The following is a 20,318-nucleotide window of genomic DNA, read 5'->3' as shown; positions in this document are numbered from 1 at the left end:
AGTCTTCAATAAACTTCAAGCCCAAATACAAGTCAGGATACAAAGCGAAACAGGTGTAAACAACTGCAGACCAAACAACATCCCACCACTAGACAGTTAACCCAGCCACAACAAATGCAGAGATCCAAATCACAACTCTTCGTATTCGCATTTATTTATTGGAACTGACCATGGACACAGTTCATACATACACCTTACCCTATAAACACTAATAATTATCATTTACAAAGTTAGTGGCTAAACACGATTAGGAGGTTTTTCCAAAGGAAGGAAACATAGATATAACAGTGTTTCCACTTAAACGGGATTACTCATGCAGTTTAAGAACTCCATTATTGCGCTATCAATTTCAGCCGCTATCTTTCCAACTTTAGCCGTCGCACAAGACAGCGATATCGAAGTCATTACCGTGACCGCTAGCCGAATGGATAAGCCCGTCAGCGCGATTCCTAACACGGTAACCATCATCGACCAAGAGCAGCTAAATGAACAACTTAGAACGACTCAAGACCTTTCAACCATCATAGGTAATCTGGCTCCGAGCTTTTCCCCTAGCCGCCAAAAAATGAGCAACACTGGCGAGACTCTGCGAGGTCGCACTCCGTTGATTATGATTGACGGTGTACCACAGTCTAACCCACTTCGAAGCGGTGGTCGCTCAGGTCAAACCATCGATCCCGCCATGATCGAACGAATTGAAATTATCCATGGCGCCAACGCGATGCACGGTCTAGGTGCCCAAGGCGGGATTATCAACTACATCACTAAAAAACCCAGTGGCGATAACGAGCACCACGTCAGCTTCGATGTCACAGTGCCCAACAATCTTGAATCCGATGGAGTGAGTTTTGGTACCAGTTATAGCTTCTCTGGTGAGTCAGAGCATTTAGATATGATAGGTGCTGTCAGTTATCGCAATAACGGCGTTTATTACGATGCTAACGATGAAATGATTGGTGTCGATACCACCCAAGGCGAATCGATGGATAGCCAAAGCATGGATTTTTTCATCAAACTTGGCCATGACTTTGACAACTCTCGTCTTGAGTTGATGGTCAACCATTACAATATGGAAAATAACGGCGACTACATGGCTGTTAAAGGCGACAAAGAGAACAACATCCCGACTGGAGCTATTAAGCAAGAACAGCCTTGGGACGCCGCTAATAACCAAGTCACCACCACCAGCTTAACCTATACCCATGAAGATATTGCTGGCCAACAGTTAAACCTGCAATTTTTTAATCAAAACTTCGAAGCTGTCTATGGCGGAGGTTGTTGGTCTGACTTTTATGATCCAAGCATGGAAGGTAGCGATCAAGTAACTGTATGTGGCACGGGTGAAAACGGCGAGTCGCTTTACTACGAGCAGTCACGTAACAAGTCAGTAAAATGGGGCATGAAGGCCTCTATGATGGCGAGCAATATAGCAGACTCGGGCGTGAATATCGCCTATGGCTTAGATGTGTTCCGTGACACCACAGAGCAAGATATGGTGATGAGTGGCGTTTCTTGGGTGCCTGAAAGTACCTATGACAATATCGCGCCATTTGCGCAAATTGATTATGACCTTATTGAAAACCTAACCCTTTCCGGCGGATTACGTTATGAGTACGCAAAACTGAACGTCGATGATTACAAGACCATGTACGGTTACGGCAATAAGTACGTTGAAGGTGGCAGCCCTGACTTTAATGAGACGCTATTTAATATTGGTGCCTCTTATAAAATAACCCCAGCTCTACGGGTTTATACCAGTTTTAATCAGGGTTTTGGTATGCCAGATGTAGGCCGAGTATTGCGTGACGGTGACAACTTCCAAGGTCCGAACCCAAGTATCGAAGATACCTTGGCTCTCGATCCTATCGTGACCGATAACATTGAGTTCGGTGCTGACTATCAAGGCGAATACTTCAGCTCAAAGATCGCCTACTACCGTTCATCGAGTGACTATGGTGCACGTATGGTCGATAAGGGAGATGGCAGTGGCTCGTTCGTGATTAAACGCGAGAAGAGTTTAATCGAAGGGATTGAAGCCAGCGTAACAGCCTACATAGGAAGCAATGACGACCTTGGTATCAACCTTGCGATTCAAAACGGTGAGTACGACTCCAATGACGACCAAAAGGTAGATACCGATCTCGATGGCGCCAACATTTCGCCTAACCGCATCAACCTGTTCTGGAATCATAACTTCGATAATGATATCTCGACTCGTATTCAGGCTAACTTCTACATGGATAAAGACTTTAAAGACGAAAATAACCATGTCTATGCCAGCTTCGATGGCTACACCACTGTCGATGCGTCAATCGCTATCCCTGTTTACGATGGCACCCTGAGTATCGGCATTCAAAACCTATTGAATGAAGACTATTACACTTATTACTCGCAGACTGTAGGCAAAGATACTCGTTATTTTAAAGGCATGGGGCGCACTGCGACTGTGGGCTTTAGTCTGCCGTTCTAATCGCGCTTATCGTATTAGTCTAAAAAGCTAACCAATAAAAAAGCCGTCGGCGTAATACGCTAACGGCTTTTTTGTGTTCGATTCAGCTGTGACTAATTTTTAGCTTTACGTAAATAAGGCATTAACAACAGCATGATACCGACAAGCAAGAATGGAATACTCAACAGCTGACCTGCGCTGAATGTCCACGTATCGGCGTATACTGCTTGCTTGACCTTCACCATCTCAATCAGGAAGCGCGAGCTAAATACTAACACTAGGAATAAACCGAAGATGGCGCCATGTTTTTGCTTCATATCGGTGAGCTTATAGATAGCCCAAAGCAGGATGAAGATAGATAAGTAAGCGATCGCCTCATATAACTGCGCGGGATGTCTCGGCAACATATCGACACGCTCGAACACAATCGCCCAAGGCACAGTGCTTGGTAGCCCCAGAATTTCTGAGTTGACAAAATTTGCCATACGAACGAAGAAGCCAAATATCGCCGTCGCAATCGCTAAACGGTCTAACAAGAATAGGAAAGGCAATTTCACCTGACGCTGATAATAGTACAGAGCTAAAATCGCACCTAAGCCACCACCATGACTAGCTAAACCACCTTCCCAAATAGCCAAGATTTTTAGCGGGTGACTAAAGTAATAAGCTGGGTCGTAGAAAAGACAATGCGCCAAGCGCGCACCGACGATAATTCCCACCACGCAGTACATCAAAAGATTGTCTAACGACTCGACCGGTAAACTCTCTTTAATATAAATGCGTTTCATCACCTGAAAGCCTGACGCAATCGCCAGTGCAAACAAGATGCCGTACCAATGTACTTTTAACCCCATTACGTTTATCGCGACAGGATCAATATTCCAAATAAAATGCTCCAAACTAAGCCTTCCAAATCGGTTGTTTTGAATCGAAAAAATGATAACTCATGCGCAGTTTTACGCGTCACTTGGCCTTTTGGCAAGGTTTTAGCGAAATTTGCGGCAACAGAATGTTTCTGTCATCACCTATTAGCAAAAATCTAGATAATTTAATCCAATGTTCTGTACTTGTTATATTTATCTGCCCATTAGATTCTGCTATAGTGCCGCCTCAGCCACCCTACATAAATTTGGGCTATAGCCTTGCTATAACGCCCCTCAGAAATTGGAAATATAGGCTGATGACTCAGTTTCAAGGTTCGCACATCCTTTCGGTAAACCAACTTGACTTGGAAGCCGTTGAAAAAGTTTTTTCTGTTGCTACCCGCATGACTCCCTATGCTTTACGACAAAAACGCACCACTGTTTTAGATGGCGCGGTTTTAGGGAACCTGTTTTTTGAGCCTAGCACTCGTACGCGTGTCAGCTTTGCCAGTGCCTTTAGTTTACTGGGCGGCCGAGTTAACGAAACCGTGGGCATGGCGTCTTCATCATTGTCTAAAGGCGAATCACTTTACGATACCGCCCGCGTACTATCGAGCTACTCTGATGTAATTGCTATGCGTCACCCAGACTCGTTCTCGGTGCGTGACTTTGCTAAAGGCAGCCGCGTTCCAGTTATCAATGGCGGAGATGGTGCTAACGAGCACCCTACTCAGGCGCTACTCGACCTATTTACCATTCAAAAAGAACTCGCTGCCGGTGGCCGTGATATTAGCGGTATGAATATCGCTATGGTTGGCGATTTGAAATTTGGCCGCACAGTTCACTCGCTTTCTCGTCTGTTATGCATGTATAAAGATGTCAGCTTCACACTCGTATCACCAAAAGAGCTAGCAATGCCTGACTCTGTGATCAGTGACATTGAAAATGCTGGCCATAAGATCACAATAACAGACCAACTTGAAGGCAATTTAGATCGCGCTGATATACTCTATCTGACACGTATTCAAGAAGAACGCTTCCCCTCTCAAGAAGAAGCGAACAAATACCGTGGTAAGTTCCGTTTAAACCAAAGTATTTATACACAGCATTGCAAATCAAACACAGTGATCATGCACCCGCTGCCACGTGATTCGCGTGAGCAAGCAAACGAATTGGACAATGATCTTAACGATCATCCAAATCTGGCTATCTTTAGACAGGCTGATAATGGCTTGCTGATCCGCATGGCACTGTTTGCACTGACGTTAGGCGTTGATGCTCAACTTGAGCAATACGAACGCCCAGTTAATTGGTATTCACGAAAGGCTGATTTCTAAGTCGGCTACAAATTTAAGGATTAAAAATGACTCGTTCTGACGAACTATTTGAACAGGCTAAAAAGACCATCCCAGGTGGCGTAAACTCTCCAGTACGTGCATTTTCTGGTGTAGGTGGATCACCACGCTTTATCGAAAAAGCTGATGGCGCTTATATTTTTGACGCAGATGGCAAAAAATATATCGACTACGTTGGTTCTTGGGGCCCAATGATTTTAGGCCACAATCACCCTAAAATTCGTGAAGCGGTATTAAAAGCTGTTGAAAATGGCCTATCTTTTGGCGCACCAACTGAACTTGAAGTCACTATGGCTGAAAAAGTTATCGAAATGGTTCCTTCAATGGAACAAGTTCGTATGGTGAGCTCTGGTACTGAAGCGACAATGAGTGCTATTCGTTTAGCACGTGGTTTCACTAACCGTGACAAAATCCTTAAGTTTGAAGGCTGCTACCACGGCCACGCTGACTGCTTGCTTGTAAAAGCCGGTTCTGGTGCGCTAACGCTTGGCCAACCAAGCTCTCCAGGTATTCCTGAAGATTTTGCGAAGCACACGCTAACAGCAACTTACAACGATCTAGAGTCTGTTAAGACTATCTTCGAGCAATACCCAGAAGAGATCTCTTGTATCATCATCGAGCCTGTTGCAGGCAACATGAACTGTATCCCGCCAATCGACGGTTTCTTACAGGGTCTACGTGCTATCTGTGATCAGTACGGCGCACTAATGATTATCGACGAAGTAATGACAGGTTTCCGCGTTTCTAAAAGCGGTGCACAGGGTCACTACGGCGTTACGCCAGATCTAACAACACTGGGTAAAGTTATCGGTGGCGGTATGCCAGTCGGTGCTTTCGGTGGTCGTAAAGATGTCATGCAATTTATTGCGCCAACAGGCCCTGTTTACCAAGCAGGTACGCTGTCTGGTAACCCAATTGCAATGTCTGCAGGTCTTGCACAGATGGAAGCGCTTTGTGAAGAAGGCGTATACGAGCAACTAGCTGCTAAGACTCAGTATATTGCTGAAGGCTTTAAAGCTGCAGCTAACAAGCACGGCATTCCAATGGCAATCAACTACGTTGGCGGCATGTTCGGTTTCTTCTTCACAAGCGAAGAAACGGTAACTAACTTTGCTCAAGTGACTAAGTGTGACACAGCACTATTTGCTGAGTTCTACCACCTAATGCTAGATGAAGGTGTTTACCTAGCACCTAGCGCCTATGAAGCAGGTTTCTTATCACTTGCTCATGGTGAAGAAGAGCTAGAAGCAACACTTGCTGCAGCGGATCGCGTTTTTGCAAAGCTTGCTAAGGCATAATTACGCTTAAGCCAATTGGCTTAAAGGTAATATCTAAACATCAAAGGAACACTAATTAGTGTTCCTTTTTTATATCTACAACGTCCCTCAATTATTAATGCTCGCGATTAAACATATCGTTATCCCTTACGCCCTAATAACGCTCAACGGTTTTTGCGCCTACCTTCGCTGACCACTGAATGAACAGACTCTTAATGTAATTAGCACTTAGTGCAATGAGTATTCCTTCAATTGATATTCCTTCAATTGGTATTAGTGCAATTGAATACCTTACGTCGTACAGTTAAAGATAAATGGCAGCAATAAATACATTTAAATCAGCATAAAAAAACCAATTCTAACTATCCTTAATTACTAGCAAAGATAACCATCAAATTAGTGAAAGCTGAATAACAGCAGTTATTATCTCTACAACTAACCCCTCAGCCAGTTTATATCGCTAAAAGATAGCTAGCTCACCAAACCAAGATCACATTAAAAGCAAAAGCTAGAGATAAGTATCAGTTGCCTTATGCTTTTTACTATGGTCTGATCGCCCCCGCTTTATCCACAAACCTTAAAATAAACTTAAATTGGCGACCCAGAATAAGTTTAGGTACGCCATAACATCACCTATGTGAGTAGCCCTATGTTGTACGCATTTTTGATTTCACTCGCGGTACTAGCGTTATTAAGTATTGTGTTTGAAGAGGTCACCCACCTCAATAAAGCAAAAACCACGCTATTTTTTGGCTGTATCTCCTGGATAACCTTATTCATGGCCGCAGGCGATCCAAGTCATGAAAAAATAGTCGAACACCAACTCAATGAAAACCTGTTAGAGATTGCCACATTGTGGCTGTTCTTAATGTCGACAATGACCTTTGTTGCCTATCTCAATGCTAAAGGAATGATTCAAATATTAGTACAGAAGCTGTTTCCTCAGCGCGTATCTGTACGCATGTTAATGATCCAAGTCGCTCTGTTTTCACTCGTACTGTCGGCTATTTGTGACAATGTCACCGCAACTTTAGTCTCTCTAGGTTTGCTCACGACGTTTAAACTCGATAAGCAGATCCGCAGACGCATGGCTGTACTGATTATCTTTGCCGTCAACTCAGGTGGAGTGGCCTTGATCACCGGAGATGTGACAACCTTGATGATCTTCCTTGCCGGGCATGTCGGTATGTCAGAGTTGTTAATGTTATTTGTACCTGCCGCGATCAGCGTTATGTTATTGGCGGTATTGTTCTCGCTTAAAGCCGAAGGTGAAGTCAGTACCACGCCAATCACCAAGCAGGTTCGTTCTGTGGATGTGGTGATTGCTGTGATTTTCTTTGCCACTATCGTAATGACAATGGCACTCAATATTCTATTTGGTATCCCGCCTGTTTTGACCTTCTTAACCGGTCTTTCAGTGATGTTCTTAGTTGGCCACACAACAAGAAGTGATAAGGAAGAACTGCAGATTCTTGAGTACATTCGCCAAGTTGAATACGACACCCTGCTATTTTTCTTAGGAATTTTACTACTGGTCGGTATGCTAAAAGAGATAGGGACACTTGATCTGCTTACCCAAGTGTATTCGCAGTATGACCCTAATATTTCAAACTTTGTCGCCGGTATTGGCTCGGCGCTATTAGATAACGTGCCACTAACCGCTGCACTTCTAAAAGCAGAGCCCGCTCTGAACACTCCAGAATGGTTAGGACTCACTTACGCGGTAGGTGTTGGAGGGTCGCTATTGGTGATTGGTTCTGCTGCCGGTATCATTGCCATGAGCAAAGTCAAAGAGCTGACCTTTGTCAGTTACCTTAAATATGTACCAGCGCTAGGCCTTTGCTACAGCGTTGGCTACGGGGCAACCCTGTTTTTGGCCTACCACTTATATAATTAATCTGTTGCAGTTAGCACGATAAAACGCAAAAGGCCTAACTCTGAATTAGGCCTTTTATCTTAATGCTGCAAGTTGATGTATCTATCCGTTACAGCTCTAGATTGCGGGTACTTTAAATTCGGTACCTTGAATCGCTAACACCACATCTCTTGGTCTTATCTCCACAATCGTCAGCTTACCTTGAATACTGTCGCCCTCCTGCAGCTCCGCCCCATCGACATTGAGCCAACGATTATCAGCCACACTCGAGTACACATGGGCATTAATACTGAACTCAGGAACTTGCAGCTGCAGTCCTGCGGGTAACTGACCATATTTGGGAATGTCATCCGATTTAGGCGTAGTTGGGATGGGATCTAGCTCAGGTTCTGTCACAGGTGTTGCCACCGAATTGTCACGCTCAACGTCCTTAAGCGCCGCCTCAAATGCTGCTATCAGATTATTGTTTTCGGCTGAGGCCGTACTTTCAAGACCTACATCGGCTGCCGCATCTTCAACTTGGTGCTTTAACGATGCTAACAGCTCGTTGCCACGCTGATTGCTATTAGCACCTAGAATGATAGGTTCCTGATCTATTTCGTTAGCTGATTGGTTACTTGCTCGATTCGAAACGGGTTGGCTGACTTGCTCTACACTCTCCTGCGCCTTTAATAACGCAGCCATCAAATCATCAGGCTGCTCGTCCACTGCAACCTTATTTGTTGGCGATACAGAATTAGAAACCATTGCAGCTTGAGTAACCGCCAGAGGTTGAGCCAGTGGCAGCGCAACTTTTCCAGCTAGACGGATCTCAGCTTGCTCACCTTGCTGTTCATACAAACTTTGGTCTGACTGAATGGCTAAGTTATGGCTTTGAGCCGCATTTAACGTCGAATTTTGCTCCATAGCCTGAACTTTGCTAGAGGTCGAAGCTGAACTCGGCGTTTGATAGATCACCTGCGTTAATAACCAAGCAGCCACAACCATAAGCAGCGATAAACAGACAAAAACAACCGCGTACTTAACTCCTCTTGCCGACTCTTGCTTCGCCTTATATTGCGCCCTAGGAGTTAGCACCACATCATGAGTTACCGCTTGACTTTGCTGGCTATTTCGCGTCACGGCATCGAGTAAAATCGACATTAATACAACCTCTTGCTTTGACCTAGACGCGGTCCAGCATCACTTAAGTATAAGTTTAGCTGTATCAGGGTTTGCGTTCCGGCAATGCCATCGGCACTCAATCCATGTTGGCGCTGAAACGCCATTAACTGCTGCTCTAATTCAGCGTCAAAATGATCGACCAATCTCGGCGCTCTGTCGTTAATACGTGCCAGACTATTCTCTAACCATTGGATCTGCGACTGATTGGCAGACTGACCTATCTCTTTAGGCTGGTTATTAGGCGCTTGCCAAAGGATCTCGAAGGTGCCGGTAAAGTGCCGAGTAAACCAGTCACGGCTCACCCAAAGCTGTTGCTCATTGAGCTGCAACAAAATTTGCTCCCCTTGGCGAGATACTACAGTGCCATAAAATGCTTGCTGGTTATCATCGACTAGATAGACGACGGCAGGATAATTAAGGCGCACAAGAGAGTGCCAGTTACCCTGCTGCTGGAAACAATCTAAGCCCTGCTGTTTAGCCGACTGACATGCCGATAAACCTATATAAGGCACCTTGCCCCATAGACCTAAGATACTGGCGTAAGCCGTATCTATCTCATGACTTTGAGCGATAGCGCTATTTAGCACACGCTGACTACTGCTCAAGCTGTTGCTGCTAACATCTTGCTTAACTGCTTGCACCTGAGCCACGCCTTGGTTTGGTAGCTTTTCGGCGCTTATACCTGCGCTTTGGCTTTGTTCGGCACTCACACTTGGATTTTCATTTAGACTGGGGCCTGCAGCAGTGCTGCCTGCCGGTGAAAACAAGTAAAATGCAATGCCAAAAGTCGCAAGCAATGATGCAGCGATACTGACTGGCAGTAACAAACTCTTCTTTTCTGGCTCTTCACCTAACACCTCTGCCGAGGCCAAGCGCACCATCTTGCTATCAATAGGCACCTTTGATTGCGCATAACTCGCCATCAATGCCCTCTCACACAACAAGTTAATCAATCTTGGTATGCCACCACTGTATTTATGTAGCGCCTTAATCGCACTCTTATGAAACAGTGGCTCATGACGGCCAGCAACCTGCAGACGATGCTGCACGTATAGCGCCACCTCCTCTATCGTTAATGGTAGAAGATGATAACGAGCGGTTATTCGCTGAGCTAATTGACGCAACTCTTGCCTCTTAAGTAGTTGCTGCAATTCTGGCTGACCAATCAAGATGACCTGCAATAGCTTCTTGGTATCGGTTTCTAGGTTGGTTAATAGCCTTAGCTGCTCGAGCACTTCCGCCCTTAGGTGTTGAGCCTCATCAATAATTAGGACGGTGTTACGCTCTTTGCTGTGATTTTCTAATAAGAATTTACTGATTAAATCGGTCAGCTGTTTAAGGCTAGGTTCATCGCCATAAACAATTCCCAACTCATCACACAATGTGGCCAGTAGTTCTGACTCTGTAAGTGATGGATTTAATATAAATGCGGTATCGGTATTATCTGGGAGCTGTTTCAGTAGGCAGCGAGACACTGTGGTTTTACCCGTCCCCACTTCCCCCGTTAACAACACAAAACCACCGGTCTCACCCAGTCCATAAGTAAGATGTGCCAAAGCTTCTCTATGGCGATCACTCAAAAAAAGATAATGAGGGTTTGGCGCGATAGAAAATGGATTGTCATTTAAGCCAAAGAAAGCCTTATACATGCGAGCTTTTATCCTTTTAAAACCATGATGAACCAGCGAATCAGCCAGCTGGACTTTTTATGCATTATAGATAAACACTGAAATATACTGGCAGAAGTTCATAACACAGTGGTATGCCAGCCGAAGTCTTTTCAATTTCATTTAAGGGTAAATGTCACCCTCGCAGCCCAAATCTACAGCATAAATTTGTAATTAAGACTCAAGTTAAAGCCAAGGGCAATACTTGTCAAAATTTGCATTAACTTATTCTGCTAAAGTAAGCTCAATATCAAATAGCGCGTACTATATTGCTAATTATATCTGCATCTTTGACCTTAGAGAGAACAACAAATCACTATATAGCACTATGCATCTAACGAAGTGCTTCCATGCTACACTCGCCTCTAAGTTATTAAGTGAGAATCCCTGTGAAAATTTACCTTGTTGGCGGTGCTGTCCGCGATAGATTACTCAAGCTTCCAGTTAAAGATCATGACTATATGGTCGTTGGAGCGACACCAGAGCAGATGCTTAGCCTTGGTTACAATCAGGTTGGTAAAGACTTCCCTGTGTTTTTACACCCTAAAACAGGTCAAGAGTATGCTCTTGCACGCACTGAACGCAAAACTGCAGCAGGCTATGGCGGCTTTAGTGTCGATGCAGCACCTAGCGTTACCCTTGAGCAAGATCTGTTGCGTAGAGATTTAACCATTAACGCCATCGCACAAGATGATGAAGGTAAACTGTACGATCCTTACTTAGGTGTAGAAGACATAGAGAAGCGCACCTTAAGGCATGTATCGGCAGCGTTCGTTGAAGACCCTTTACGAGTCCTTAGAGTCGCTCGGTTTGCCGCCCGCTTTCACTCTTTAAGCTTTACCATTGCACCAGAAACCCTTGCGTTGATGACAACCATCAGTCGAAGCGGTGAATTAGAGGCATTAACCGCCGAACGCGTCTATATGGAACTCGATAAGGCGCTTGCTACCGATAACCCACAAGTATTCTTTCAGGTACTAAGAGACTGCGGTGCACTTGCGGTGCTTTTCCCTGAAATTGAGGCACTGTTTGGTGTGCCTCAGCCAGAAAAATGGCATCCAGAGATCGATACCGGCATCCATACCCTAATGGTGCTTGAGCAAGCTGCCAAGCTAAGCGACGATAACGCAGTACGATTTGCCGCGTTGGTTCATGATCTCGGTAAGGCGTTAAGCCCTAAAGATCATCTGCCGAAGCACCATGGTCACGGCCAAAAGGGCTTACCTTTAATCAAGTCACTCTGTGAACGTTATAGGGTACCTAATGAGTATCGAGACTTAGCGCTGCTAGTCAGCGACCAACACCAAAACATACATAAAATCAACGAACTTAGAGCCGACACTCTGGTTAAACTCTTTGATAAAGCTGATTTTTGGCGAAAACCTCAGCGCCTCGAACAGCTGCTAATCGCCTGTGAAGCCGACGCTAAAGGCCGAACAGGGCTCGAGCTTAGCCCCTATCCTCAAGCGAATTATCTTAAGCAGTGTTTTGTCGCCGCATCGGCAGTAGAAGTAAAAACTATCATACAGCAAGGCTTTAAAGGGGCGGAGATCCGCGAGCAATTAAGTATCGCTAGAGTGGCTGCAGTTCAGGCTATCAAAGACTTACGTTCAATTTAAAATAAATAAAAAACTCATCAAAAGTTCATACTTTTGGTCTAGTATTAGATAAGTGTTAAATATGTATAATTTACACTTAGCTTGCAATTGCACAAATTTTCACTAAGTTATTCAGAGCTTAGGCTTAAAATGCGTAGCAATAATTTTTGGCTGTGACATAATTAACGAGTTCAGTTGTGATGTACAGCTGTACTTATTTAAACCAACCTATCTAAAGGGAATTCCCGATGAATAAAAAAGTACTTATGATTGCTGGTGTAGCAATGACTGCCCTACTAGGTGGCTGTGCAAACACTACTGCTCTTGAAGAAAGCGTTGCAAACCTAGGTAACAAAGTTGACCAGCTTTCAGCTGAAGTTAGCTCTCTAAAATCAGATCACGGCAAAATGTCTGCTGACATCAACGATGCTAAAGCAGCAGCTATGGACGCACAAGCGGAAGCTCAGCGTGCTAACGACCGTATCGACAACGTAGCGTCTTCTTACAAGAAGTAATACGTTTAGGAATTTAACCTGTTTTTCAATAGGTTAGCTCCAAAGGCTTGGTTTTAAGTATTTTACTTAACCAAGCCTTTAATTTATCTGTCATCCCCCAGTATCTCTATTCATTAATTTCCAAAGCTTTCAATAGCTTTAATGGCAATCGCAAGATAATAAAAAAGCGCCCAATGGACGCTTTAAACTCACTTCATAAGCTAAACACCTAAAAGGTTAGCTCTGAATGTTGACCGGGATCCCCGCTTGAGTCAGCAGAGCATCGTTAGCTTTACTGTAATCAACCTGCTCATTACCGATAAACTCAACCACACCGCGTTTCATCTCTCTTACAGTGTTATCGCCACCATCAGCCGTCGATAACGGTGAATGCACCTCTATCAACTGGCGACCATCTGGTTCTGTAGAAGTCTTAACGGTTTCATTAATGATAGTGACCTGATCGCCATATTTAACTTGGTCAAACAGCCACTCAATATCATCAGGGTTCAAACGAATACAACCTGCGCTCACCCGCATGCCGATCCCGAAGTCTTTGTTAGTGCCATGTATAAGATAGCTACCGTCACCATAAGACAATTGAATCGCAAATTTCCCCAGTGGGTTTTCAGGGCCTGCGGGCACCACTCGTGGCAATACCTCACCACGCTCTTCTAGGTGCTCTTTGCGAATGCTAGCAGGTGGCGTCCAGCTGGGATTGGGGATTCGTGACTTAATTCGAGTCACCATCTCTGGCGTTTCGCGCCCTACACGCCCAATTCCGACAGGGAACACATGCACCTCTTTCCCCCCCTTAGGGAAGTAATAGAGTCGTAATTCGGCTAAATTGATAACGACACCCTTATGTGGCACATCAGGCAGTAGCATCTGGGTCGGGATCAACAAACGAGTACCTGGTGTCGGTAAAAATGGGTCAACACCAGGATTAGACTGCATTAACTCCAAGATCCCGATATTGTATTGCTTAGAGATCGTTTGGAAATAATCCCCCTTCTGCACGACATGTTCCTGCAACTCTCCGACTAGGCGACTGCCGTTCTGAGAAATTGAGTAAACATTGGCAAATGAAGTAAGTGGCAAACATGCCAAGATGAACAACAGCAAAGTACGCATCATCAGTTTTTCAGTTTCCGGTTAATTCAATAAGCAAAGGTTACCCTGAGCACAGATTATTTTCTAGTCATCACGTTAATTACGAAGTCAATTTCTAGTGCATCGAACTGCGTATGTTGGATTTGATGTCTCACCTTATCGTTGGCACGCCATGCGTAAGGCGTCATTTCCAGCAGCGCGATTGCCTGCTCACCCGATACGCTTGCCGTCAGCGCTAAACGCTCACTATGCAATAACTCAAGTTCTTTAGGTAAGTTCTCACTAACCGGTTTTTCAGATAAATCTGGGTAGATAAATTCACGAATTTGCCACAAATGTCTTGGCCCTGCAGCGACCTGTAGCAATACACCATCTTGCTTCAACACGCGGGTTAGCTCTTTGCCTTTTAATTGCTTATCGATCAAAGTGACCAAATCAAAACTTTCATTGGCAAAAGGTAAATGCTTTAGCGTTGAAACGATATAGGTAGGACTAGGCTCAGCTTTTGCCGCTGCAAATATTGCATTCTCGGCCTCGCAGATCCCTGTCTGTGTTAATGCAAGTTTAGGCGTTAACTCAGCTAAAATGCCTTTGACTGTACGCAGGAAGTAACCATCACCACAATCAAAATCTAGTTGAGATAAAACTTCAGCTGAGGTGACTTGAGGTAACTCTGCAATCACCTTGGCAATTGCTTGCGCTAGTGGAACATAGATCCCGGACTCAAGCACATAGCGCTTAGCACGCATAACCGCTCGGGAGTCCGCTTTAGGCTTCTTCGGTTGGCTAAATACCCAGTAACCCTGCTCATTGATGTCAAAGTGATGCTTGTTCTCACAGTGCAAGCCTTTCGACTCTTCATGCACCATAAAGGGTGACTGGCAAACAGGGCAAAGATAAATACTATTCATGACACGCTCATCTGTTAAATCGATTGCTTAAATTATAGGGTGGCTTGCCCTAGTATTATAAAAAGATAACCCAACATAGCACCGCACCTAGCGCTAGGCGATAGATAACAAATGGCGTCATGCCCATCTTGCTGATGATCTTTAAGAAGTAGTGGATACAGATATAAGCTGCGATAAACGACACAAGAATACCAAGACCCAAGGCTTGATAATCAATAACTTGACCGCTAGAGAGTAGATCTTTGGTCACTAAAATAGCCGCACCAAGACTTACAGGAACTGACATCAAAAATGAGAAACGCGCCGCCGCTTCACGGCTTAGACCTAACATGAGGGCCGCAGTAATAGTCGCACCCGAACGAGATGTGCCAGGAATAAGCGCCATCGCCTGAGCAATACCGATCACTAAGGCTTTTTTCCAACCCACTTGAAACTCGTTAAAGCCTTCACGTTGCATCTTATCAGCCCACCAAAGCAATAGGCCAAAAATAATAGTTGTAGCGGCAATCACCTCGATACTACGAAAATGCGTCTCGATAAAGTCTTTAGCGCTAAAGCCAATAATGACAGCTGGGATTGTGGCTAAAATAATCCACCAAGCGAGCTTGCTCTCATCGCTCTGCTTACGGGTGACAATGCTGCCTGTCCACGCAGTAAACATAGACAGCAACTCACGACGAAAATACATCACGACGGCGAGTAGAGAGCCAGTGTTAACCGCCACATCGAATGACAGACCTTGATCTTCCCAGCCTAAAAGCTGAGCAGGCAAAATCAGGTGGGCAGAACTCGAGATCGGCAAAAATTCGGTGAGGCCCTGAATAAGAGCCAATATAATCACCTGAAAGGTATCCATAACTATCCTAAATAAAAAAGAGGTTTACGCTGACCAGCTAAACTCAACTGGCCATAGTGATTGTTGACTCTTATCGTAATCATTCCAAAGGGTTTGATACGACCGCTTGACAACAGGGTGGTTTAAAGTAGGTGCGATTTCCGCTAATGGCCATAAAACGAAGGCATTATACAAGATTTCGGCTCTCGGCAACTCGATAGGCTCCTCACTAACGGTATCGTCATACAACAATAGATCTAAGTCTAAGGTTCTGGGGGCAAATTTCTTCGCGCCTGTAACTCGGCCGTGACTCTGCTCAATCTGTTTAAATCGACTCACCACATCGGTGATCGATAATTGGGTTTGTGCAGCAACAACCATATTAAGAAAATTGGTCCCCTCAAAGCCCACCGCTTCGCTTTCAAATACAGAAGATAATTCAAGGGCACCAAAGTGCTCGTTAAGATCCGTTAAAGCTGCCTTTAGATGGTGCTCAGGATCAATATTACTGCCCAAGCTGATAAAGATTGTTGCCATCTACGCATAACCTCTTTCAATCTCAACACCCACGGCGGCAGCTGACGGTACAGCACCGGGCTTCATTACCTTAACCTTAATCCAAGGCACATTAAATTCAGTCATCACACAACTGGCAATCATCTCAGCCACGGTTTCAATCAACTCAATCGGCTTTTCAGTGATCAATGCCGTTAATCGATTCGATACGGTTTCATAGCACAGTGCATATTGATAATCATCGCTTTCGGCTGCGGGGCGATTATTCCAAGCCATGTCTAAATCGATAAGTAAGCTTTGGTGGATCTGCTTTTCCCACTCATAGATCCCAATAACGGTTTCAATTCTAAGTTCTCTAATCAGTACTTTATCCATAATATCTCCAAAACTTTAATCCATGACACTGAGGTCAGATAAGCTAAAACGGACAAAAGGGATATAATCCGCCACAAAGCTGAAATATTAGTCTAACGCTCTTTCTAACGAGACCAAACCAAAGTAGGATAAGTCTCGCTATATAAAGAATTACTAAAAGCTGTCGCTTTATGCTAACAAAGCATTACCGACCATATTTCACGCACTTGTTACCCGCTTAAGGCGTAACTCAGTGATAAAAAATAGCAGCGCATTAATTGTGTGGCGCGATGATACCCTAAGACGAATAAGGAAACCAATTTGACCGTAACAGTACTGACCATTGTGATGATATTAGCCGCCTATCTGGCAGGCTCGATATCGAGTGCTGTTTTGGTATGTAAAATGCGTGGCCTTCCCGACCCCCGCAGCCAAGGTTCAGGCAATCCGGGGGCAACCAATGTACTGCGTATCGGCGGTGCAAGCTCGGCAGCATTAGTACTCTTTTTCGATATGCTAAAAGGTGCTGCCCCAGCTTACCTAGCTTTTAGGCTCGGCGTCGATCCTATTGCACTTGGCGTCATCGCTATCGCCGCTTGTCTTGGGCATATTTTCCCGATATTTTTTAACTTTAAGGGCGGTAAAGGCGTAGCTACCGCTTTTGGCGCCATGGCACCAATCGGTCACGACTTAGCGCTTTGCCTCATGGCCTCTTGGATTGTCATCGTTTTAGTCACTCGCTACTCGTCCTTTGCAGCCATCTGCACAGCACTACTTGCTCCCGTTTATACTTGGTGGCTTGATGATCGCTTCACCATACCAGTGGCCATGCTGTCGACATTAATTGTTATCCGCCATAAAGATAATATTAAGCGGCTGCTCAAAGGTGAAGAATCTAAGGTCTCTCGAAAAAAGACCTAATACCGTTACACAGTCCAAAGCGTCTCTACACACCGAAACGAATTACGCTTGACTCAAATCACTTATCTCCGTTTGTAGCGCTAATGATTGCTCATTACCCATAATTGCGTTTTAACAAAGCCTATCTATACTTTCTTCGATTGCTTTTTAACAAACGCAATTTATAATTGCGCCGATTTTTGACTGGGTAGCCTGTTTTCCAAGTAAACTACCCGTTCTGACACTACCTCGAATACAGTGCTCTCTTCTTATGAGCCTGCCAGTAAAGCTATCGTGTTCTCTTTCTTTTGAGTACCTTGTTTATGGTTCCACAATTAAGTGAAGCTGTGATGGATACCATTGCTGATGCATTGGTTGAAACCGGCTATATCGTTCTTTCCGATACACTACCGTCATCTGTATGTGAGCAGTTATTGCAGACTTCTAAAAATGCCACTTGGGATGATTTTCGCCCTGCCGCGATTGGTCGTGGCGGCGAGCAGCAACTCGTCGATAGTATTCGCAGTGACCAAATCCGTTGGCTGACAGAGCAACGCCCTGCTGATAAGCAGTATTTAGATTTAATGACCCAGCTGCGGGAAGGTATGAATAGACGCCTGTTTATGGGACTATTTGATTTTGAAAGCCACTACGCCATCTATGAACCAGGCGCTTTTTATCAAAAGCACTCAGACGTTCTGCAAGGCACTCGAAACCGTATTCTGACCTCTGTGTTATTTCTTAATCATGACTGGCAAGCCGACCATGCAGGCGAGTTAGTGGTTTATGATGAGCTAGACAATCAGCTAGAAACCATCACCCCCGAATTTGGTAAATGGGTGGTGTTTTTAAGCGAACGCTTCCCCCACGAAGTATTGCCAACTACCGTCAACCGATACAGCATCGCGGGTTGGTTCCGTGTAAGTAATGCTAACCACGGCTTCTAACGACAAGATTGTAATAACAAAAACGGCGCTCAATGAGCGCCGTTTTTCTATTTATTCTTTACCCTTAGTCGACAGGTTCTAGCGTATCAAGCGGCCATCTTGGCTGGCCTTTTACCGCCAAGTCTTCAACCTGACCCGCCTTTAGACGCTGCAGACCCGCGTAGGCGATCATCGCACCATTATCGGTACAAAACTCACCGCGAGGGTAATATACCTTGCCGCCTAAACTCTGCATCATCTCGGCCAGAGATGAACGTAGCCGAGTATTCGCGCTCACCCCACCGGCAATCACTAAGTTCTTATAACCTGTTTGCTTTAGAGCACGCTTACACTTAATTGCTAACGTATCGACAACGGCCTCTTCAAACGCACAGGCGATATTGGCGCGAGTTTGTTCATCTTTAGGTTCGGCGGCAATCGTGTTGGCAGCAAAGGTTTTAAGGCCCGAGAAACTCATGTTTAGTCCAGGCTTGTCTGTCATTGGACGTGGGAAGCGGTAGCTGTTTGGCACACCTTTAGCCGCAAGCTTTGACAGTCTTGGACCACCTGGATAGTCCAGCCCCATAAGCTTAGCGGTTTTATCGAACGCTTCACCGGCTGCATCATCAACAGACTCACCAAGAACCGTGTATCGTCCAATACCTTCAACCCCAACAATCATGGAGTGTCCGCCTGAAACTAACAAGGCAAGAAACGGAAACTCAGGTACGTCATCTTCTAGCATAGGTGCTAACAAATGACCTTCCATATGATGTACGCCAATTGCTGGCTTATCCCATGAAAAAGCCAGGGCACGCCCCACACAAGCACCAACCAATAGCGCGCCAATAAGACCTGGCCCCTTGGTGTAAGCGATACCATCGAGATCATCGATGCTCATATCAGCATCGGCTAACGCTTGACGAATTAAAGGCACAATTTTGCGAACATGGTCGCGAGATGCAAGCTCTGGCACCACTCCACCATAATCAGCATGCAATTTGACCTGACTATAGAGCGTATGCGATAGCAAGCCCTTGTCATCATCATAAACCGCAATACCTGTTTCATCACAGGATGTTTCTATACCTAAAACCCGCATTATTTCTCGTCTTCGGTTAACATAACTAGCGCCAATTCTACCTGCTGTGCTTTAATTACTCCATAGCCCTATCGCGGTCTGGGGATAATATCGCCTAATCAGCCTCATTCTGATCACTTTAAGGGGTTTACAAGAGGGTGCAAGTCGGTATAGAATTCCGCACCATTTTTAAATTATCTGAGTCAAGTAATTGTCTCAATACAACCTACACCTAAGGGGTGATGGCGTATGCCAATTATTAAAGTACGTGAAAACGAACCATTCGACGTAGCTCTACGTCGTTTCAAGCGCTCTTGTGAAAAAGCTGGTATCCTAGCTGACGTTCGCGCTCGTGAATTCTACGAGAAGCCAACTACTGCACGTAAGCGTGCTAAAGCCGCTGCAGTTAAGCGTCTTGCTAAGAAGCTTTCTCGCGAAAACGCACGTCGCGTACGTTTATACTAATCTCATTATGAGCCTAGTTGATCAGCTAAAAGACCAAATGAAGGAAGCCATGCGCGCGAAAGAAAAGCTGCGTTTGGGGACTATTCGTATGGCACTAGCCGCCGTTAAGCAAGTTGAAGTGGACACCCGCGAGACTCTGACTAACGACCAAGCTATAGCGGTCTTAACCAAAATGGTAAAACAGCGTCGTGACTCTATTGCTCAATATGAAGCAGCAGGTCGTGACGAACTAGCGCAAATAGAAGCAGAAGAAATTCTAGTTTTAGAAAAATTTCTGCCTCAACCTCTTTCTGAAGAAGAAGTTATTGCACTAGTTGATGCAAGCATCGTTGAGATGGGCGCGTCCACCATGGCGGATATGGGTAAAGTAATGGGAGCATTAAAACCAAAGGTAATGGGTAGAGCTGACATGGCGGCAATTGGCGCTATGATCCGTGCAAAACTCAAGTAACTTTAGTTTTATTGCATGAATGA

At 44.9% G+C, this 20,318-nt stretch carries 19 protein-coding genes; 10 read left to right on the top strand and 9 right to left on the bottom strand.

Going from position 1 to position 20,318, the window contains the following annotated elements; genetic code table 11:
* The first annotated feature begins 313 nt into the window (after nt 1-313).
* Entirely contained in the window at nt 314-2,470 is a 2,157-nt protein-coding gene (locus tag Q1A86_RS01540) for a TonB-dependent receptor (RefSeq protein WP_299802032.1), read from the top strand.
* Nucleotides 2,471-2,562: 92 nt separating this feature from the next.
* On the opposite strand, the gene lgt is transcribed toward Q1A86_RS01540, so the two are convergent.
* Nucleotides 2,563-3,348: a prolipoprotein diacylglyceryl transferase gene (gene lgt / locus Q1A86_RS01535; protein WP_299802030.1), complete on the bottom strand. Its 786-nt coding sequence runs from the start codon at nt 3,346-3,348 to the stop codon at nt 2,563-2,565.
* Nucleotides 3,349-3,629: 281 nt separating this feature from the next.
* Here lgt and Q1A86_RS01530 point away from each other — a divergent pair, with 281 nt between their 5' ends.
* From Q1A86_RS01530 to nhaD, 3 genes are all read left to right on the top strand, one after another.
* The gene (locus Q1A86_RS01530) at nt 3,630-4,649 is read left to right on the top strand and encodes an aspartate carbamoyltransferase (RefSeq protein WP_299802028.1); all 1,020 of its coding nucleotides are present in this window, start codon (nt 3,630-3,632) and stop codon (nt 4,647-4,649) included.
* 26 nt (nt 4,650-4,675) lie between these two features.
* Nucleotides 4,676-5,965, top strand: a complete 1,290-nt coding sequence (gene hemL, locus Q1A86_RS01525) for a glutamate-1-semialdehyde 2,1-aminomutase (protein WP_248468971.1) — start codon at nt 4,676-4,678, stop codon at nt 5,963-5,965.
* 628 nt (nt 5,966-6,593) lie between these two features.
* Nucleotides 6,594-7,841: a sodium:proton antiporter NhaD gene (gene nhaD / locus Q1A86_RS01520; RefSeq protein WP_299802024.1), complete on the top strand. Its 1,248-nt coding sequence runs from the start codon at nt 6,594-6,596 to the stop codon at nt 7,839-7,841.
* Nucleotides 7,842-7,937: 96 nt separating this feature from the next.
* Here nhaD and Q1A86_RS01515 read toward each other — a convergent pair whose 3' ends face one another.
* Both Q1A86_RS01515 and Q1A86_RS01510 read right to left on the bottom strand, forming a co-directional pair.
* Nucleotides 7,938-8,963: a general secretion pathway protein GspB gene (locus tag Q1A86_RS01515; protein WP_299802023.1), complete on the bottom strand. Its 1,026-nt coding sequence runs from the start codon at nt 8,961-8,963 to the stop codon at nt 7,938-7,940.
* Nucleotides 8,963-10,633, bottom strand: a complete 1,671-nt coding sequence (locus tag Q1A86_RS01510; protein ID WP_299802021.1) for an AAA family ATPase — start codon at nt 10,631-10,633, stop codon at nt 8,963-8,965. The genes Q1A86_RS01515 and Q1A86_RS01510 overlap by 1 nt, the downstream gene beginning before the upstream one ends.
* A gap of 407 nt (nt 10,634-11,040) precedes the next feature.
* Between Q1A86_RS01510 and Q1A86_RS01505 the strand changes: the two genes are divergently transcribed.
* Nucleotides 11,041-12,270: a multifunctional CCA addition/repair protein gene (locus Q1A86_RS01505; protein WP_299802020.1), complete on the top strand. Its 1,230-nt coding sequence runs from the start codon at nt 11,041-11,043 to the stop codon at nt 12,268-12,270.
* Nucleotides 12,271-12,497: 227 nt separating this feature from the next.
* A complete protein-coding gene (locus Q1A86_RS01500) occupies nt 12,498-12,764 on the top strand; it encodes an Lpp/OprI family alanine-zipper lipoprotein (RefSeq protein ID WP_012154230.1) in 267 nt (88 codons plus the stop codon).
* A 216-nt stretch (nt 12,765-12,980) separates the two neighbouring features.
* Here the strand turns inward: Q1A86_RS01500 and Q1A86_RS01495 are convergent, their stop codons facing one another.
* From Q1A86_RS01495 to folB, 5 genes are read right to left on the bottom strand one after another with little or no spacing between them, the layout of a single operon-like run.
* Complete coding sequence (locus Q1A86_RS01495; protein WP_299802017.1) at nt 12,981-13,880, bottom strand: L,D-transpeptidase family protein; 900 nt, start codon at nt 13,878-13,880, stop codon at nt 12,981-12,983.
* 53 nt (nt 13,881-13,933) lie between these two features.
* The gene (locus Q1A86_RS01490) at nt 13,934-14,767 is read right to left on the bottom strand and encodes a putative RNA methyltransferase (protein WP_299802016.1); all 834 of its coding nucleotides are present in this window, start codon (nt 14,765-14,767) and stop codon (nt 13,934-13,936) included.
* A gap of 55 nt (nt 14,768-14,822) precedes the next feature.
* Nucleotides 14,823-15,623, bottom strand: coding sequence for an undecaprenyl-diphosphate phosphatase (locus Q1A86_RS01485; RefSeq protein ID WP_299802014.1), 801 nt, complete (start codon nt 15,621-15,623; stop codon nt 14,823-14,825).
* Between the two features lie 24 nt (nt 15,624-15,647).
* The gene (folK, locus tag Q1A86_RS01480) at nt 15,648-16,139 is read right to left on the bottom strand and encodes a 2-amino-4-hydroxy-6-hydroxymethyldihydropteridine diphosphokinase (protein WP_299802012.1); all 492 of its coding nucleotides are present in this window, start codon (nt 16,137-16,139) and stop codon (nt 15,648-15,650) included.
* Complete coding sequence (folB, locus tag Q1A86_RS01475) at nt 16,140-16,493, bottom strand: dihydroneopterin aldolase (RefSeq protein WP_299802010.1); 354 nt, start codon at nt 16,491-16,493, stop codon at nt 16,140-16,142.
* Nucleotides 16,494-16,793: 300 nt separating this feature from the next.
* Between folB and plsY the strand changes: the two genes are divergently transcribed.
* Nucleotides 16,794-17,393, top strand: coding sequence for a glycerol-3-phosphate 1-O-acyltransferase PlsY (gene plsY / locus Q1A86_RS01470; RefSeq protein ID WP_299802008.1), 600 nt, complete (start codon nt 16,794-16,796; stop codon nt 17,391-17,393).
* 302 nt (nt 17,394-17,695) lie between these two features.
* Nucleotides 17,696-18,319 (top strand): 2OG-Fe(II) oxygenase, encoded by a 624-nt coding sequence (locus Q1A86_RS01465; RefSeq protein ID WP_299802006.1) that lies wholly within the window; start codon nt 17,696-17,698, stop codon nt 18,317-18,319.
* 64 nt (nt 18,320-18,383) lie between these two features.
* Here Q1A86_RS01465 and tsaD read toward each other — a convergent pair whose 3' ends face one another.
* Entirely contained in the window at nt 18,384-19,400 is a 1,017-nt protein-coding gene (tsaD, locus tag Q1A86_RS01460) for a tRNA (adenosine(37)-N6)-threonylcarbamoyltransferase complex transferase subunit TsaD (RefSeq protein WP_299802004.1), read from the bottom strand.
* 228 nt (nt 19,401-19,628) lie between these two features.
* On the opposite strand from tsaD, the gene rpsU reads away from it, so the two are divergent.
* Together rpsU and Q1A86_RS01450 are read left to right on the top strand one after the other, a co-directional pair.
* A complete protein-coding gene (rpsU, locus tag Q1A86_RS01455; RefSeq protein ID WP_006080725.1) occupies nt 19,629-19,844 on the top strand; it encodes a 30S ribosomal protein S21 in 216 nt (71 codons plus the stop codon).
* Between the two features lie 7 nt (nt 19,845-19,851).
* Entirely contained in the window at nt 19,852-20,295 is a 444-nt protein-coding gene (locus Q1A86_RS01450) for a GatB/YqeY domain-containing protein (protein WP_299801993.1), read from the top strand.
* The last annotated feature ends 23 nt before the right edge of the window (nt 20,296-20,318 follow it).

The sequence above is a fragment of the uncultured Shewanella sp. genome, from assembly GCF_947497935.1.
GTDB lineage: Bacteria > Pseudomonadota > Gammaproteobacteria > Enterobacterales > Shewanellaceae > Shewanella.
This window is presented reverse-complemented; position numbering and strand designations above follow the sequence as displayed.

Excerpts from the sequence above, each read along its gene's own strand:
- folB (WP_299802010.1), bottom strand. The coding sequence starts at position 16,493 with ATGGATAAAGTACTGATTAGAGAACTTAGAATTGAAACCGTTATTGGG.
- Q1A86_RS01465 (WP_299802006.1), top strand. The coding sequence starts at position 17,696 with ATGGTTCCACAATTAAGTGAAGCTGTGATGGATACCATTGCTGATGCA.
- folK (WP_299802012.1), bottom strand. The coding sequence starts at position 16,139 with ATGGCAACAATCTTTATCAGCTTGGGCAGTAATATTGATCCTGAGCAC.
- Q1A86_RS01530 (WP_299802028.1), top strand. The coding sequence starts at position 3,630 with ATGACTCAGTTTCAAGGTTCGCACATCCTTTCGGTAAACCAACTTGAC.
- Q1A86_RS01515 (WP_299802023.1), bottom strand. The coding sequence starts at position 8,963 with ATGTCGATTTTACTCGATGCCGTGACGCGAAATAGCCAGCAAAGTCAA.
- Q1A86_RS01510 (WP_299802021.1), bottom strand. The coding sequence starts at position 10,633 with ATGTATAAGGCTTTCTTTGGCTTAAATGACAATCCATTTTCTATCGCG.
- Q1A86_RS01490 (WP_299802016.1), bottom strand. The coding sequence starts at position 14,767 with ATGAATAGTATTTATCTTTGCCCTGTTTGCCAGTCACCCTTTATGGTG.
- hemL (WP_248468971.1), top strand. The coding sequence starts at position 4,676 with ATGACTCGTTCTGACGAACTATTTGAACAGGCTAAAAAGACCATCCCA.
- Q1A86_RS01540 (WP_299802032.1), top strand. The coding sequence starts at position 314 with ATGCAGTTTAAGAACTCCATTATTGCGCTATCAATTTCAGCCGCTATC.
- Q1A86_RS01495 (WP_299802017.1), bottom strand. The coding sequence starts at position 13,880 with ATGATGCGTACTTTGCTGTTGTTCATCTTGGCATGTTTGCCACTTACT.
- rpsU (WP_006080725.1), top strand. The coding sequence starts at position 19,629 with ATGCCAATTATTAAAGTACGTGAAAACGAACCATTCGACGTAGCTCTA.
- Q1A86_RS01450 (WP_299801993.1), top strand. The coding sequence starts at position 19,852 with ATGAGCCTAGTTGATCAGCTAAAAGACCAAATGAAGGAAGCCATGCGC.
- tsaD (WP_299802004.1), bottom strand. The coding sequence starts at position 19,400 with ATGCGGGTTTTAGGTATAGAAACATCCTGTGATGAAACAGGTATTGCG.
- Q1A86_RS01500 (WP_012154230.1), top strand. The coding sequence starts at position 12,498 with ATGAATAAAAAAGTACTTATGATTGCTGGTGTAGCAATGACTGCCCTA.
- Q1A86_RS01485 (WP_299802014.1), bottom strand. The coding sequence starts at position 15,623 with ATGGATACCTTTCAGGTGATTATATTGGCTCTTATTCAGGGCCTCACC.
- nhaD (WP_299802024.1), top strand. The coding sequence starts at position 6,594 with ATGTTGTACGCATTTTTGATTTCACTCGCGGTACTAGCGTTATTAAGT.